The organism is Streptomyces sp. NPDC093260, assembly GCF_040683715.1.
Lineage (GTDB): Bacteria > Actinomycetota > Actinomycetes > Streptomycetales > Streptomycetaceae > Streptomyces > Streptomyces sennicomposti.
In genome coordinates, this window is record NZ_JBFBEK010000043.1 from 12935 (window position 1) to 28035 (window position 15101).

Annotated in this window: 9 protein-coding genes and 4 tRNA genes; 8 read left to right on the top strand and 5 right to left on the bottom strand. The window is 73.1% G+C overall.

The features are described 5' to 3' along the window. Nucleotides 1-13 precede the first annotated feature (13 nt). The 5 genes from hrpA to AB0N63_RS33895 form a co-directional block, all read right to left on the bottom strand. Nucleotides 14-3991, bottom strand: a complete 3978-nt coding sequence (gene hrpA / locus AB0N63_RS33875; RefSeq protein WP_365535382.1) for an ATP-dependent RNA helicase HrpA — start codon at nt 3989-3991, stop codon at nt 14-16. A 638-nt stretch (nt 3992-4629) separates the two neighbouring features. Continuing rightward, nucleotides 4630-4703 (bottom strand) — tRNA-Phe (locus AB0N63_RS33880). Nucleotides 4704-4727: 24 nt separating this feature from the next. Continuing rightward, nucleotides 4728-4802 (bottom strand) — tRNA-Asp (locus AB0N63_RS33885). A 49-nt stretch (nt 4803-4851) separates the two neighbouring features. Further along, nucleotides 4852-4924: transfer RNA gene (locus tag AB0N63_RS33890), tRNA-Glu, on the bottom strand. Between the two features lie 80 nt (nt 4925-5004). Beyond that, nucleotides 5005-6735: a metallophosphoesterase gene (locus AB0N63_RS33895; RefSeq protein ID WP_365535384.1), complete on the bottom strand. Its 1731-nt coding sequence runs from the start codon at nt 6733-6735 to the stop codon at nt 5005-5007. Between the two features lie 184 nt (nt 6736-6919). On the opposite strand from AB0N63_RS33895, the gene AB0N63_RS33900 reads away from it, so the two are divergent. The 8 genes from AB0N63_RS33900 (at nt 6920) to AB0N63_RS33935 (ending at nt 14988) form a co-directional block, all read left to right on the top strand. Continuing rightward, a complete protein-coding gene (locus AB0N63_RS33900; RefSeq protein WP_365535387.1) occupies nt 6920-7270 on the top strand; it encodes a metallopeptidase family protein in 351 nt (116 codons plus the stop codon). 206 nt (nt 7271-7476) lie between these two features. Continuing rightward, on the top strand, nt 7477-8037 hold the full coding sequence (locus tag AB0N63_RS33905; RefSeq protein ID WP_365535390.1) for a hypothetical protein: 561 nt from the start codon (nt 7477-7479) through the stop codon (nt 8035-8037). Between the two features lie 219 nt (nt 8038-8256). Then, nucleotides 8257-10515, top strand: a complete 2259-nt coding sequence (locus AB0N63_RS33910) for a DEAD/DEAH box helicase (protein ID WP_365535392.1) — start codon at nt 8257-8259, stop codon at nt 10513-10515. A 162-nt stretch (nt 10516-10677) separates the two neighbouring features. After that, a tRNA-Lys gene (locus AB0N63_RS33915) sits at nt 10678-10750 on the top strand. Nucleotides 10751-11193: 443 nt separating this feature from the next. After that, complete coding sequence (locus AB0N63_RS33920) at nt 11194-11700, top strand: SigE family RNA polymerase sigma factor (protein ID WP_365535395.1); 507 nt, start codon at nt 11194-11196, stop codon at nt 11698-11700. Between the two features lie 11 nt (nt 11701-11711). Further along, nucleotides 11712-12329 carry a hypothetical protein gene (locus tag AB0N63_RS33925; RefSeq protein ID WP_365535397.1) on the top strand — a complete coding sequence of 206 codons (618 nt, stop codon included), beginning with the start codon at nt 11712-11714 and terminating at the stop codon, nt 12327-12329. A gap of 143 nt (nt 12330-12472) precedes the next feature. Next, entirely contained in the window at nt 12473-13648 is a 1176-nt protein-coding gene (locus AB0N63_RS33930) for a dolichyl-phosphate beta-glucosyltransferase (RefSeq protein WP_365535399.1), read from the top strand. Next, complete coding sequence (locus AB0N63_RS33935; RefSeq protein ID WP_365535401.1) at nt 13645-14988, top strand: hypothetical protein; 1344 nt, start codon at nt 13645-13647, stop codon at nt 14986-14988. The genes AB0N63_RS33930 and AB0N63_RS33935 overlap by 4 nt, the downstream gene beginning before the upstream one ends. Nucleotides 14989-15101 lie beyond the last annotated feature (113 nt).

Below are 15101 nucleotides of genomic sequence, written 5' to 3' on the forward strand. Positions count from 1 at the left end.
TGTGCCGGGTCCGTCACGGTGCCGCCGCGTCGATCGCCTTCACGATCCGCTTGTCGGAGACGGGGTACGCCGTACCCAGCGCATGGGCGAAGTAGCTGACCCGCAGCTCCTCGATCATCCAGCGGATGTCCCGCACCTGCTGGGGCACCGGGCGTCCCTGCGGCAGCTGCTCCAGCAGCCAGGCGTACTCGTCCCGCATCTCGTGGACCTTCTCCATGCGGGTGGTGTCGCGCTGGACGTTCGTCGGCATCTGCTGGAGCCGGCGGTCCGCCGCGACCAGATAGCGCATCAGGTCGGGCAGCCGGCGTATCCCCGCCTCGGTCACGAAGCCGGGCTTCACCAGGGCGTCCAACTGTGCCCGCACATCCGTGAGGTTCGGCAGCAGCGCGGGGCTGCGGACGGCCTTCAGCCGACGCTCGCAGGCCTGCCAGGCGGCCAGCACCTGCTGCACCTGGCCCACGGTCCGCACGGTCAGGTCCACGATCTCGGCGCGCACCTTGTCGTACAGCTTGCGGTACGACTCCTCGTCCCACGCCGGGCCGCCGAACTCCCCGATCAGCCGGTCCGCCGCCGCCATCGCGCAGTCGTCGAACAGTGCCTGGATGGAGCCGTGCGGATTCGCCGACAGCGCCAGCTTCTGCTGGTTCGTCAGCTTCTCGGAAGCGAACTTCGCGGGGTTGACCGGGATGTTGCGCAGGATCAGCCGGCGGGTGCCCTTCCACATCGCCTCGGCCTGCTCCGCCTCGGTGTCGAAGAGGCGGACGGAGACCGTGTCGCCGTCGTCCACCAGCGCCGGGTACGCCTTCACCGGCTGGCCGGCCCGGCGGGTCTCGAAGATCCGGGTGAGGGAGCCGATCGTCCAGTCGGTCAGCCCCGTGCGCTCCAGCGACTCGCCGCCGGTGCGCTCGGCGGTCGCCGCGGCGGCCTGCGACAGCGCCTTGCGCGCCTTCGGCCTGAGTCGCAGTTTGAGCGCTTCGAGGTCCTTGTCCTCGGCCAGCTTGCGGCGCCGCTCGTCGACGATCCGGAACGTGATCTTCAGATGGTCGGGGACCTTCGACCAGTCGAAGTCCTCGGCCTCGAACGGCACGCCGACCATCCGCTTCAGCTCGCGCGCCATCGTGAGGGTCAACGGCTCCTGGAGCGGGACGGCGGTGTCCAGGAAGCGCCGGGCGAAGTTCGGCGCGGGCACGTAGTTGCGGCGGATCGGCTTGGGCAGCGAGCGGATCAGCTCGGTGACGACCTCCTCGCGCAGGCCCGGGATCTGCCAGTCGAAGCCCTCGTCGGTGACCTGGTTGAGGACCTGGAGCGGGATGTGCACGGTCACGCCGTCCGCGTCCGCGCCCGGCTCGAACTGGTACGTCACCCGGAACTTCAGGTTCCCCTGCCGCCAGGAGTCGGGGTAGTCGGCCTTGGTGACCGCCTCCGCGGACTCCCGGATGAGCATCTCCCGCTCGAAGTCCAGGAAGTCGGGCTGCTCCTGACGCTTGCGCTTCCACCAGGAGTCGAAGTGCGCCCCGGAGACGACGTGCTCGGGTACCCGCTGGTCGTAGAAGTCGAACAGCGTCTCGTCGTCCACGACGATGTCCCGGCGGCGCGCCCGGTGCTCCAGCTCCTCGACCTCGCTGAGGAGCTTGCGGTTGTCGGCGAAGAACTTGTGGTGCGTGCGCCAGTCGCCTTCCACCAGGGCGTTGCGGATGAACAGCTCGCGGCTGACCTCGGGGTCGATCCGCCCGTAGTTCACCTTCCGCTGGGCGACGATCGGCACGCCGTACAGCGTCACCTTCTCGTACGCCATCACCGCGGCCTGGTCCTTCTCCCAGTGCGGTTCGCTGTACGTGCGCTTGAGCAGGTGCTCCGCGAGCGGTTCGACCCACTCGGGCTCGATCTTGGCGTTGACCCGCGCCCACAGCCGCGAGGTCTCCACCAGCTCCGCCGACATCACGAACCGCGGCGGCTTCTTGAACAGCGCCGAGCCCGGGAAGATCGCGAACTTGGCGTTGCGGGCGCCCAGGTATTCGTTGCGGCCGCCGTCCCTGCGGGCGCCGGGCGCGGAGTCCTTGGACTCCTTCACGTCCTTCATGCCGATGTGCGAGAGCAGACCGGCCAGCAGCGAGACATGGACGCGGTCGGCGGGGGCGTCGTCCTCGTTGAGGTGGATGCCCATCTGCTTGGCGACCGTGCGCAGCTGGGCGTAGATGTCCTGCCATTCGCGGATGCGCAGGAAGTTGAGGAACTCCTGCTTGCACATCCGCCGGAACGACGACGAGCCGCGCTCCTTCTGCTGCTCGCGGACGTAGCGCCACAGGTTGAGGAAGGCGAGGAAGTCGCTGGTCTCGTCGCGGAAGCGGGCGTGCTGCTGGTCGGCCTGGGTCTGCTTGTCGGAGGGCCGTTCGCGCGGGTCCTGGATGGACAGGGCCGCGGCGACGACCATGACCTCGCGGGCGCAGCCGTTGCGGTCGGCCTCCAGGACCATCCGGGCCAGCCGCGGGTCCACGGGCAGCTGGGCGAGCTTGCGGCCGGTCTGGGTGAGCCGCTTGCGCGGGTCCTTCTGCGCCGGGTCGAGTGCCCCCAGCTCCTGGAGCAGCTGCACGCCGTCGCGGATGTTGCGGTGGTCCGGCGGGTCGATGAAGGGGAACTTCTCGATGTCGCCGAGGCCGGCCGCCGTCATCTGGAGGATCACGGAGGCGAGGTTGGTGCGCAGGATCTCGGCGTCGGTGAACTCCGGCCGGGCGAGGAAGTCGTCCTCGGAGTACAGCCGGATGCAGATGCCGTCGGAGGTACGGCCGCAGCGGCCCTTGCGCTGGTTGGCGCTGGCCTGCGAGATCGGCTCGATGGGCAGCCGCTGCACCTTGGTGCGGTGGCTGTAGCGGGAGATCCGGGCGAAGCCGGGGTCGATGACGTACTTGATGCCGGGGACGGTCAGGGACGTCTCGGCGACGTTGGTGGCCAGCACGATCCTGCGGCCGGTGTGCTGCTGGAAGACGCGGTGCTGCTCGGCGTGCGAGAGACGCGCGTACAGCGGCAGCACTTCCGTGAACCGGTACTGCTTCTTGTTGAGCGCGTCCGCGGTGTCGCGGATCTCCCGCTCACCGGAGAGGAAGACGAGGATGTCCCCGGAGCCCTCCGCCATCAGCTCCTCGACGGCCTCGGTGATCGCGGTGATCTGGTCCCGGTCCGCGTCGTCGGAGTCCTCCTCCAGCAGCGGCCGGTAGCGCACCTCCACCGGATACGTCCGCCCGCTCACCTCGATGATCGGCGCGTCCCCGAAGTGCCGGGAGAACCGCTCGGGATCGATGGTGGCCGAGGTGATGACGACCTTGAGGTCCGGCCGCTTGGGCAGCAGCTGCGCCAGATAGCCGAGCAGGAAGTCGATGTTGAGGGACCGCTCGTGGGCCTCGTCGATGATGATCGTGTCGTAGGCGCGCAGCTCGCGGTCGGTCTGGATCTCGGCGAGCAGGATGCCGTCCGTCATCAGCTTGACGAAGGTGGCCTCCGGGTCGACCTGGTCGGTGAACCGCACCTTCCAGCCGACGGCCTCGCCGAGCGGGGTGTCCAGCTCTTCCGCGACGCGCTCGGCGACCGTGCGGGCCGCGATCCGGCGGGGCTGGGTGTGCCCGATCATGCCCCGCACGCCCCGGCCCAGCTCCATGCAGATCTTCGGGATCTGCGTGGTCTTGCCGGACCCGGTCTCACCGGCCACGATGACGACCTGGTGATCACGGATGGCCGCCGCGATCGCGTCCTTCTTCTGGCTGACCGGCAGCTGTTCGGGGTAGCTGACGGCGGGCACGCGGGAGCGCCGCGCGGCCATGCGTTCCTCGGCCTTGGCGACCTCGGCCTCGATCTCGGTGAGAACGGCGGCGCGGGCCTCCGGCTTGCGGATCTTGCGCGCGCCTTCGAGCCGGCGCCCGAGGCGGTGCGCGTCGCGCAGCGACAACTCGGTCAGACGGGAGGCGAGAGCGCCCAGGGCGGGGGCGGGATGCGTAGACATACGCGATCCAGGATCTCACCTCGGGGAAATTGCGCGCGAATGATTTGACGGCCCGGTCGCGGGGCCGGGCCGGTCGGCATGCGCCGATGTGAGGGGTGACAGCCAGGGTCGCGGGTCAGCAGGCGTGCCGGCCGGAACGGAAGCCGCTCTGATGACCGTCCTCGAAGCCGCGCTGGTAAGTCCCGGTCCGAGTCCTTCTGAGGGGTGCCTGCCTGCCGCCGTGGCCGTGGTGGTCACCGTGGTGATCGCATGTGTGACGACCGTCACGGAAACCGTTCTTGAAGCCGTCCTTGAAGCCGCGCTGATAGTCCCGGTCAGAGGTGGTGGGGGCCTTCGCAGTGGTGCTCACGTGGGTCTCGCTGGGCGCCACGACGGCCGGCTGCCGACCGGGCCGAGAACGACGGTCACGGCGACGAAGGCCGACCCCAGGACGACGGCCCCCTTTCCGGGACTTCTATGAGTGGTGGGCATGATCGCCCCTCTTTGTGCGGTTCTCGCCTGGTTCTCACGTTTCACGCTAGTCACTCGTTCGGACCCCGCAACCGCACGCGGACGCATCAGAAGCCCGCACGTAGGCACACGAAAAAGCCCCTCTCCGTCGATGCCGGAGAGGGGCCTCTGCCCGATGCGGGCTGTTGTGGCTGGGGCCGGGGTCGAACCGGCGACCTATCGCTTTTCAGGCGATCGCTCGTACCAACTGAGCTACCCAGCCACGAGGTTTCACGTGAAACCTCAGCGGTCCTGACGGGATTTGAACCCGCGGCCTCCACCTTGACAGGGTGGCGAGCACTCCAAACTGCTCCACAGGACCATCTGGTTGTGTGCGAACCAACGTGAGTAGTCTCGCACACCGTACTGCGTGCCCCCAACGGGATTCGAACCCGTGCTACCGCCTTGAAAGGGCGGCGTCCTAGGCCGCTAGACGATGAGGGCTATCGGCCCGCCTGGGCGCTTCTCAGCGCGTCGGGGACGTGAGAAGCATATGGGATGGCAGGGGGTATCGCCAAAACCGTTTACGGCCCGGCGGGGGAGGGCGCGGTCCGGGCCCCCGGAGCCGGCGCGGTGGACGCGGCCGGGGGCGTGGCGTCGGCCGGGGAGGCGGGCGCGGAGGAGGGCGGCGAGCCGGGGGCGGTGGCGGGTGCGGTCGCGCCGGGCAGGTTCTCTTTCGGGAGGTGGCGGCTGACCTCGGCCGTGGTGAGCCCCAGACCGCCGAGCCTGATCTCGTCCCAGGCCTGGAGGCGGCGGCTGTCCCGGTCGAAGTAGAGGAGCGAGGCCTCGATCGGCGCGGGGTGGTCGCCCTCCAGGGCGCGCAGACCGCCGCCGCCCGTGGAGCCCTCCATCCGCAGCCGGGTGCCGAACTTGAGGATCTCGGTGCCCTCGTGGTGCAGATGGCCGCACAGCACCAGCGGCACCGTGCCGTCCGTCTCCCGGGCCGCCATCGGCTCGTGGGCGATCGCCACGTCCACGGGCGTGCCCGCGGCCCGCTGGTCGCGCAGGGCCGAGGCCAGCCGGGCGCCGGCCAACTGCTCGGAGGCGTCGCCGCCCACCGGGGAGGAGCGGTCGGGGGTGAACTGGGGGTCGCCGATCCCCGCGAACCGCAGCCCGGCCACGGTCACCGCCCGGCCGTCGTCCAGGACGTGCACGTTCTTCATCCGCTCCAGATACCGCTGGGTGGCGGCCGAGTCGTGGTTGCCGCGCACCCAGACGTAGGGGGCGCCCAGGTCCGCGACCGGGTCCAGGAACGGGTTCTCGGCGGCCGTGCCGTGGTCCATCGTGTCGCCGGAGTCCACGATCACGTCCACCTTGTACTGCTGCACCAGCGAGGCGACGATCTTCCAGCTCGCCGGGTTGAGGTGGATGTCGGAGACGTGCAGCACCCGGACGGTCGTCGGGTCCGGCTGGTAGGCGGGGAGCGTGGACGTGACGTCGTAGAGCTTGGTCACGTTGGTGACCAGGCGCGCCAGTTCCTGCTGGTAGACGTCGAACTCGGTGACGATGCTGCGGGCGTTGCCGACCAGCGAGGGCGCCGAGGAGAGCAGCCCGGAGAACTTCGGCTCCAGCACGGACTCCGGGTTCCAGGTCGCGTACGCCGTCGCCCCGGACGCGGTGAGCAGGGTCAGGGCCAGGCCGCCGGCCGCCAGGGCGCGGCGCGGGCGGCGGTAGACGGCCAGACCGAGCGCGGTCGCGCCGAAGACGACGGCGGCGCAGGAGCGTACGGCCAGGTCGAGGGCGCCGTGCTCGACGTCGTGCACCACCTCGTCCTGGAGGCCGGAGATCCGCTCGGGGTGGTCGACCAGAGCCTGGGAGCGTTCCGGGTCGAGCCGGTCGACGTCCACGTCCAGGCTGACGGGGGCGGCGTGGCTGTGCAGTTCCAGGGAGCCGAGCGGCGAGACGTTGATCCGGGTGCCGCCGGTGAGGGAGGGGCGCAGGGCCATCGTCGTGTTCATGGGGCCGACCGGCACGCGGGTGGCCCCGGCGAACAGCAGGCCCAGCCAGGCCCCGGCGATCACGACGGCGACCAGCCCGAGGGCGCGCGGCCAGGGGCGCGGCTCGGGGGTGAGGGCGCAGAGGGTGATGGGGCGGTCGGGGCATGTGGAGCGCTTGAGGACGGTGGGGTCGGCGGGGGCGCGTACCGCCCTGCGCAGGGTGTCGGGGACGCGCACCGCCTTGCGTATGCGGTGGCGCGGCCCTCGTGCGGAGGAGCGGCGGCGGTTCAGGTCGGCGGCGGGGTCGCGGCGGGCCATTGGTCGCGTATGCCCAGGGCGGAGGCGGGATATTCCGGGCCGCGGGCCCGGGACGCGGCGGGCGGCCGGTGGGCCGGTGGGCCGGGGTACGGCCGGCGGTCGGTGGACCGGAGGGGGTGCGGCAGGCGGCCGGAGGACCGGATGTCCGTGGTGCGGGCGGGGGTCGTACCGGACAATGGCCCTTGTGCTGGAGATGACGCGCGAGCAGTTCGAGGAACTGGTGGCCGAGGCCCTGGACCGGATCCCGCCGGAGCTGACCCGGCTGATGGACAACGTCGCGGTGTTCGTCGAGGACGAGCCGCCCGCGGACGACCCGGAGCTGCTCGGGCTGTACGAGGGCACCCCGCTGACCGAGCGCGGCGAGTGGTACGCGGGCGTGCTGCCCGACCGGATCACGATCTACCGCGGGCCGACGCTGCGGATGTGCGAGACGCGCGAGGACGTGGTCGCGGAGACCGAGGTGACCGTGGTGCACGAGATCGCCCACCACTTCGGGATCGGCGACGCGCGCCTGCACGCGCTGGGGTACGGCTGAGGGAGCGGCTCGACGCGCTGGGGTGCGACGACGCGTGGACCCGGCTGCTCGCGCTCGGGGGGTGACGCGGGAACCCCCGGCTGCTCGTCGCGGGGTGCGGCTCCGGCGACCCGGCTGCCCGTGCGGGGGCGTCGCTGAGGGACCGTTTCCTTTTGCGGGCGTGGGGAGTTGGGCACGAAGACGTCTTCCTCCCGGAGGTGGCTTCCGTGCGCCCCTTGTCTGTACCCGTCCGGCTCGCCGCCGTGGCCGCCGTCCTCACCGCCGCCACCGGCTGCGTGAACGTGGCGGACCACGACAGCCGGGGCGCCCGGCCGTCGCACTCCGCGGGGCGCGGCGGCGACGCGGCCCGCGAGGACGCGGCGGGATCCGGGGGCGGGGCGGGGCGGGCCGGCGGCCCGGGCGACGGCGAGCACGGGCACGGCGGGAAGGCGGCCGGGAAGGACGGGGCGTCGCCCTCCGGGCCGGCGGCCTCGCCGTCGGCGGCGGGCAGCGCGTCGGCGTCCGCGCCCGGCAGGCCCGGCAAGCCCGGCAAGCCGCCGAAGGCGGGCGATCCCACGCCGACGGACGCGGCGCCGCCCCCGCAGCAGACATCGGCCGCGCCGGAGCCGCCCCCGGCCTCCACCCCGCCCCCGCCGCCCGCGACGGAGCCGCCGCCGGCCGAGCCCTCTTCCTCGGCGCACGAGGGCCCCGCACCGCAGCTGGAGCGGCGCGAACCGGTGCCGTACCCGGGTCGGCCGGGACCCAGGCCCGGGGCGACGACCGTCTGACCTGCCCCGATGGCGCTGCTCACCGACGGGTTTGCCTTTGGGGGTGGGGAGTGCGTATGGTGGTAGATCGTTTGATCCCATTTGCCCGGCGCCCACGCAGAGCGCGCCGTGTGGCGCGTACTCTCCTTTGCCGTGGCTGACCGCATCGAGGCGGTCGTGGTGCGAAACACGGAGTTGACGGGCGCGTGCCGACGAGACTCCGGAAGGTTTCGCATTCGCATGTCCATTGCCAGTACTGATCACGTCGTCGTGCCCGAGAGCACCGAGGACGCCCTGGAGACCCAGGACACCTTCGAGGCGCCCGAGCGCGTCGAGGACCAGGCCCCCGAGACCTCCGAGGACCAGGCCCCCGAGCTGACGTTCGCGGACCTCGGCCTGCCCGAGGGCGTCGTCCGCAAGCTCGCGCAGAACGGCGTGACCTCCCCCTTCCCGATCCAGGCCGCGACCATCCCGGACGCCCTGGCCGGCAAGGACATCCTCGGCCGCGGCCGCACCGGCTCCGGCAAGACCCTCTCCTTCGGTCTGCCGACGCTGGCCACGCTGGCCGGCGGCCGCACCCAGAAGCACCGGCCGCGCGCCGTCATCCTCACGCCGACCCGCGAGCTGGCCATGCAGGTGGCCGACGCGCTCCAGCCCTACGGGGACGTCCTCGGCCTGAAGATGAAGGTCGTCTGCGGCGGCACCTCCATGGGCAACCAGATCTACGCCCTGGAGAAGGGCGTCGACATCCTCGTCGCCACCCCGGGCCGGCTGCGCGACATCATCAACCGCGGCGCCTGCTCGCTGGAGGACGTGAAGATCGCCGTCCTCGACGAGGCCGACCAGATGTCCGACCTGGGCTTCCTGCCCGAGGTCACCGAGCTGCTCGACCAGGTCCCGGCCGGCGGCCAGCGGATGCTGTTCTCCGCCACCATGGAGAACGAGATCAAGACCCTCGTCGACCGCTACCTCACCGACCCGGTGAGCCACGAGGTGGACGCGGCGCAGGGCGCGGTGACGACCATGTCGCACCACATCCTGATCGTGAAGCCCAAGGACAAGGCGCCGGTCACCTCGGCCATCGCCTCCCGCAAGGGCCGCACCATCATCTTCGTCCGCACCCAGCTCGGCGCCGACCGCGTCGCCGAGCAGCTGCGCGACGCCGGTGTGAAGGCCGACGCGCTGCACGGCGGCATGACCCAGGGCGCCCGCACCCGCACCCTGGCCGACTTCAAGGACGGTTACGTCAACGTCCTGGTCGCCACCGACGTCGCCGCGCGCGGCATCCACGTCGACGGCATCGACCTCGTGCTGAACGTCGACCCGGCCGGCGACCACAAGGACTACCTGCACCGGGCCGGCCGCACGGCCCGCGCCGGCCGCACCGGCACGGTCGTCTCGCTGTCCCTGCCGCACCAGCGCCGCCAGATCTTCCGCCTGATGGAGGACGCGGGCGTCGACGCCTCGCGCCACATCATCCAGGGCGGCGCGGCCTTCGACCCGGAGGTCGCCGAGATCACCGGTGCCCGGTCGATGACCGAGGTCCAGGCCGAGTCCGCGGGCAACGCCGCGCAGCAGGCCGAGCGCGAGGTGGCCCACCTCGCCAAGCAGCTGGAGCGGGCGCAGCGCCGCGCGACCGAGCTGCGCGAGGAGGCCGACCGCCTGGTCGCCCGGGTCGCCCGCGAGCGCGGCGAGGACCCGGAGGCCGCGGTGGCCGAGGCGCAGGCCGCGGCCGAGCGGACCGCCGAGGTGACGGTGCCGGAGCAGCCGGCGGCGCAGGACGTCGACCGCGCCGAGCGGGCCGAGCGCGAGGAGCGTACGACGGCTCCGTCGTCGTACGAGCGTCGTGAGCGCCGGGACGACCGGGGCGGTTTCAACCGGGACCGCAACGACCGCGGTGACCGTGGCTTCGACCGCGACCGCGCGCCGCGTTCCTACGACCGCCGGGACGACCGGGGCGGTTTCAACCGGGACCGCAACGACCGCGGTGACCGTGGCTTCGACCGCGACCGCGCGCCGCGTTCCTTCGAGCGCCGGGACGACCGGGGCGGTTTCAACCGGGACCGCAACGACCGTGGTGACCGTGGCTTCGACCGCGGTGGCGACCGTGGCGGCTTCCGCCGCGACGACCGTGGTGACCGCAACGACCGTGGCGGCCGCTCCTTCGAGCGCCGGGACGACCGGGGCGGTTTCAACCGGGACCGCAACGACCGTGGTGACCGTGGCTTCGACCGCGACCGCGCGCCGCGTTCCTTCGAGCGCCGGGACGACCGCCGGGACGACCGTGGCGGCTTCCGCCGCGACGACCGTCCGGCGCGGCGCGACGAGCGCGGCGGCCACCGCGGCAGCGACCGCCCGTTCAACCGCGACCGCCAGGGCGACCGCCCGGGCTTCCGCTCCGCCGGCCACGACCGCCCCTACGGCCGTCGTGACGACCACCGCGGCGGCGGCTCGTTCGGCCGCCGCGAGGACAAGCCCCGCTGGAAGCGCAACGGCTGACACCTGCTGAGGTGACACCGGAAGGGCCCGTACGACACCACTCGTACGGGCCCTTCCGCGTCCCGGCGAGCACCACCCGTGTGCCACACTTCCGCCCGGCTCCCCGATACCCGATCGGCGACGCGGCCTCCTACGGCTATGCTCGGGGAGGCAACACCGCCTGGGCCCTTAGCTCAATTGGCAGAGCAGTGGACTTTTAATCCATTGGTTGTGGGTTCGAGTCCCACAGGGCCTACCGGACCCCTCGGGGTCGGAACCCCTGTCGGCCTGGGCCGGCGGGGGTTCCGTCGTCTCCAGGGACGGCCTCTGCCCGGATCGGGCCGTGGCTGTGGACGCCGCTTCGGGCGGCGATCGCCTGCCTGGCCTTCCCCGCCGCGCATCCCGGCCTTCCCGCCCAGGAGTGACGGTGCCGCCTCACCGGTCGCCGCACGGCGAGGCCGTGCCGGAAGCCAGTGCCCGGGCGGGCCGTTCGGGTCCGTATCGAGCAGGACCGGCGGGACCTTCCCCGGGCGCGGGGAGAGGGCGGGCGGGGCCGCTGCCCGGGTCGGCGGCGCACGGGGCCGGATCCCTCACCGGACAGCGGAAGGTGAGGGGGGTCACACCCCCTGAGCGCATAGAACCGCGCGCCCCACCGCCTTCCCCTGAGTGCAGGCGATCGGAGAGAGCGGGGGCGGCGGGATGCAGCAGGGTGGGGCGGGTGAGTTCGACGCGTTCGTGGCGGCCCGCTGGTCGGCGTTGCTCCATCTCGCCCGGCTGCTCACCGGCGGCGACCGGCACCGGGCGGAGGACCTCGTGCAGGAGTCCCTGGTCAAGCTGTGGTTCAAGTGGCCGAGGATCGCCCACGAGGCCCCGGAGGCGTATGTGCGCCGGGTGATGGCACGGGCCGCCGCGCGTTCGGCCCTGCGCCGCTGGTGGGGTGAGCGTCCCGTCGAGCAGCTGCCCGAGACTCCGGCGGTGGGCGATGTGTCCGTGACCGTCGCCGAACGCTCGCGCATCGAGGCCGCGCTGGCCCAACTCCCCGCACGTCAGCGTGCGGTGGTGGTGCTGCGCTACTACCAGGACCTCTCCGAGCGGCAGGTCGCGGAGGCGCTGGGCTGCCCGGTGGGCACGGCCCGGTCGCACGCCGCGCGCGGAGTGGCCCGCCTGCGGCAGCTCCTGACCGACGTCAACGAGCCGGTGGGGTGAGGAAGACGCCCATGGACGACGACATGGACGGCCGCATGGACGGCCGCACGGATCACCTAGGCCGCTTCGAGCACGCCGCGCAGCGGGAGCAGTTCGAGCAGCGGCTCGTCGTGCTGATGCGCGACAGCGAGCAGCACGCCCCCTTCGAGCCGCGGCATCGGGACCGCCTCCGGGCCGGTGTCCGGGCCCGCCACAGGGCGCGGGCGGCGCGCCGGGTCGTCGGCTCCGCCCTGGCGGTCGCCGGACTCGGCCTCGGTGTGGCGCTGTTCCTGCCCGGCCGGCCCGTCCACGAAGAACCCGGCGCGCCCGCCGTCCCCCGGCCCGCGTCGGTGCCCTCGGCCCCGGTGCCGCCCTCCACCTCGCCGTCGTACCCGCCCACCACGGCGCCCGCGCCGCCGGACACGGCCGCCGCACCGGACACGTCCGCGAGCGGACGGCCCACTTCGGAACCCCTGACCGCGCCGCCGCCGTCGACCTCGCTCCCCGCCACCGGCCCGGTGACCCAGAGCCCGCCGGACCCGGGGGCGACCCGGACCGAGCCGCCGCCGTCCTCCGTCGGGACCTTCCGCACAGGGACGTCCCCCACTGAGACCTCCCTCGCCGGGCCGTCCGGCCGATCCGCCCGCTGAACAGAAGAGGACCCACCGTGACAGAGACCGGCCTCGACGCCGCGCCGGGCACCGGCCGTCCGCCCCGTCCTCCCGTACCGGCTGCGCCCTGCCCCGCACCGACACCGCCGCACCGCCCCGGGTGCCTACCGGACGCCGGGCCCGTGTCCGACGCCGGGGACGTGTCCGGCGCCCCGCCCCTACTCGACGTCGTCGTACCGGTGTTCAACGAGGAGACCGATCTGGAGCCCGGCGTGCGGCGGCTCCACACACACCTGCGGGAGACCTTCCCCTACGCGTTCCGCATCACCGTCGCGGACAACGCCAGCACCGACGCCACGCCCCGCATCGCCGCCCGGCTGGCCGGCGAACTCCCCGAGGTACGGTGGCTGCGGCTGGCCGAGAAGGGGCGCGGCCGGGCGTTGCGCGCCGCCTGGTCGCGGTCGGAGGCTCCCGTGCTGGCCTATCTGGACGTGGACCTGTCCACCGAGTTGACGGCACTGCTGCCGCTGGTCGCCCCGCTCGTCGCCGGTCACTCCGACCTCGCGATCGGCACCCGGCTCGCTCCCGGCGCACGGGTGGTCCGCGGGGCCAAACGGGAGGTCATCTCCCGCTGCTACAACGCCGTTCTGCGCCTCACCCTCGGCGTGGGCTTCTCCGACGCCCAGTGCGGGTTCAAGGCGGTGCGCCGCGAGGTCGCCGGGCGACTGCTGCCGCTGGTGCGGGACACGGAGTGGTTCTTCGACACCGAACTGCTGGTGCTCGCCGAGCGGTCCGGGCTGCGCATCCACGAGGTGCCGGTGGACTGGGTGGACGACCCCGACAGCCGGGTGGACCTCCTGCCCACCGCGCTCGCCGACCTCCGCGGCATCGCCCGGATCGCCCGCCGCCCGGCCCGCACGGCGCTCGCCGCGGCCGCCGACCCTCTTCCGACGGCCGGTCCGCCTCCGGACGGCGGCGAGCCCTGGCCGGCACCGGTCGCCGCCCGCGCCCGGCGCTACGCCGGCGTCGCGGCCCTGGCCGTCCTCGCGCACCTCCTCCTGTACGCGGCGCTGCGCCCGGCCGCCGGTGCGCAGAGCGCCAACGCGCTGGCCGTCCTCGTCTGCGCCCTCGCCGGACCGGCCGCGCACCGGCGGGTCACGCTGCCGGCCGCGCTCCTGCTCACCGGCGGCACCCTCACGGCCCTGCACCACACCGCGCCGTCCGCCGCCCACCGCACCGAACTCGCCGCCCTGCTCGCCGCCGACCTGGTCGTGGCGCTGCTGCGTTCCCCGTTCCGGCGCGCCCGTGCGGCGCGCGCCGGAACCCCCCGTCGCCACACGGGAGCCGCGGCCTCATGAACCGGGAGCACATCGAGAACGCCGGGCACATCGCGAGCGCCGGGCACGTCCGGCAGAGCACCGGCGGCCACCCACGCCCGTACGTCACCCCGGGCGCGTCCACGGCCGCCGGCGCGCCCGGGCACACCCCTGCCCCGCCCCCGGGCGCGCCCCTGCGCGCGTCCCTGCTCCACGCCGCCCGCCGCCACGGCCCCGTCCTGGCCGTCTACGGCACCCTGAAGCTGGCCGGGTTCCTGGTCTTCCTCCACCTGCTCGACTCCGCCGGCGACTACCGCGCCAAGCCCGTCCGCTTCGGCGGCGGCGCCCACCCCTGGGACGTCCTGGCCACCTGGGACGGCTGGTGGTACCAGCAGATCGCCGCGCACGGCTACCACCCCGTGCTGGAGGCGATCCCCGGCGCGACCGGCCTGATCACCGTCCGGGAGAACTCGGCGGCGTTCTTCCCGCTCTACCCGGCCCTGATACGGCTGGTCTGCGAGGTCACCGGCCTGGGCACGTACGGCGCCGGGATGCTGGTCTCGATCGTCGCGTCGTTCGCCGCAGCCCTGGGGATCCACACGCTCACCGAGCGGTTCGGCGGCCGGCGGGCCGGGCTCGCCGCGGCCGGGCTGTGGGCCGTGTGGCCCGGCTCCGGCGCGGAGTGGGCGGTCTACTCCGACTCGCTCTACGTCGCCCTCGCCGTCTGGGCCTGCCACGCCGTCCTCACCCGCCGCTGGCTCACCGCCGGCGTCCTGACCCTCCTCGCCGGACTCAACCGTCCCACCGCCGCCGCGCTGATCGCCGCTCTCGCCGTGGCCGCCCTGCTCGCGCTGTACCGGCGCGAGGACGGTGGGCGCCCGCTGGCCGCGCTGCTCGTCGCCCCGCTCGGCCTGGCCGGCTACCTCGCCTGGGTGGGCCACCGCATGGGCGACTACGGCGGCTACTTCAAGCTCCAGAGCGGGGCATGGGCCCACTCCTTCGACTACGGCAAGCACACGCTGCACGTGCTCACCTCGTTGCCGGTGGGCCACTACGACTACGTCTTCGCGTACCCGTTCGAGGACCTGATCGGCGTCGCGGTGGTGCTGCTGGCGGTCGCCCTGCTCGTGCTGCTGATCCGGCTGCGGCCACCGGCCGCCCTGGTCGTCTACACGGTCCTGACCATGGCGCTGGTCCTGGGCAGCCAGCAGATCTTCGGCAACGTCTCGCGCTATCTGCTCCCCGCCTTCCCGCTGTTCCTCCCGCTCGCCCTCGCCCTGCGCCGGCTCCGACCTGCCGTCCTGTACACGCTGCTCGGCATCGCGGCGCTGGCCTCCGGCTCGTATGCGGGGTACGCCCTCTTCGAACTCGGCATTCCGTAGATCCGTAGCTCTGTGGGCAGGGCCGGCGCGCACGGGTGCGGGTGGCCGCGTGCGGCGGACGGCTCCGCCAGACTGGGACCACGCGCCCCGTCCGCCCGCCCGGCCGTCCGGCC

Excerpts from the sequence above, each read along its gene's own strand:
- AB0N63_RS33895 (WP_365535384.1), bottom strand. The coding sequence starts at position 6,735 with ATGGCCCGCCGCGACCCCGCCGCCGACCTGAACCGCCGCCGCTCCTCC.
- AB0N63_RS33925 (WP_365535397.1), top strand. The coding sequence starts at position 11,712 with ATGGACGACGACATGGACGGCCGCATGGACGGCCGCACGGATCACCTA.
- hrpA (WP_365535382.1), bottom strand. The coding sequence starts at position 3,991 with ATGTCTACGCATCCCGCCCCCGCCCTGGGCGCTCTCGCCTCCCGTCTG.
- AB0N63_RS33910 (WP_365535392.1), top strand. The coding sequence starts at position 8,257 with ATGTCCATTGCCAGTACTGATCACGTCGTCGTGCCCGAGAGCACCGAG.
- AB0N63_RS33920 (WP_365535395.1), top strand. The coding sequence starts at position 11,194 with ATGCAGCAGGGTGGGGCGGGTGAGTTCGACGCGTTCGTGGCGGCCCGC.
- AB0N63_RS33935 (WP_365535401.1), top strand. The coding sequence starts at position 13,645 with ATGAACCGGGAGCACATCGAGAACGCCGGGCACATCGCGAGCGCCGGG.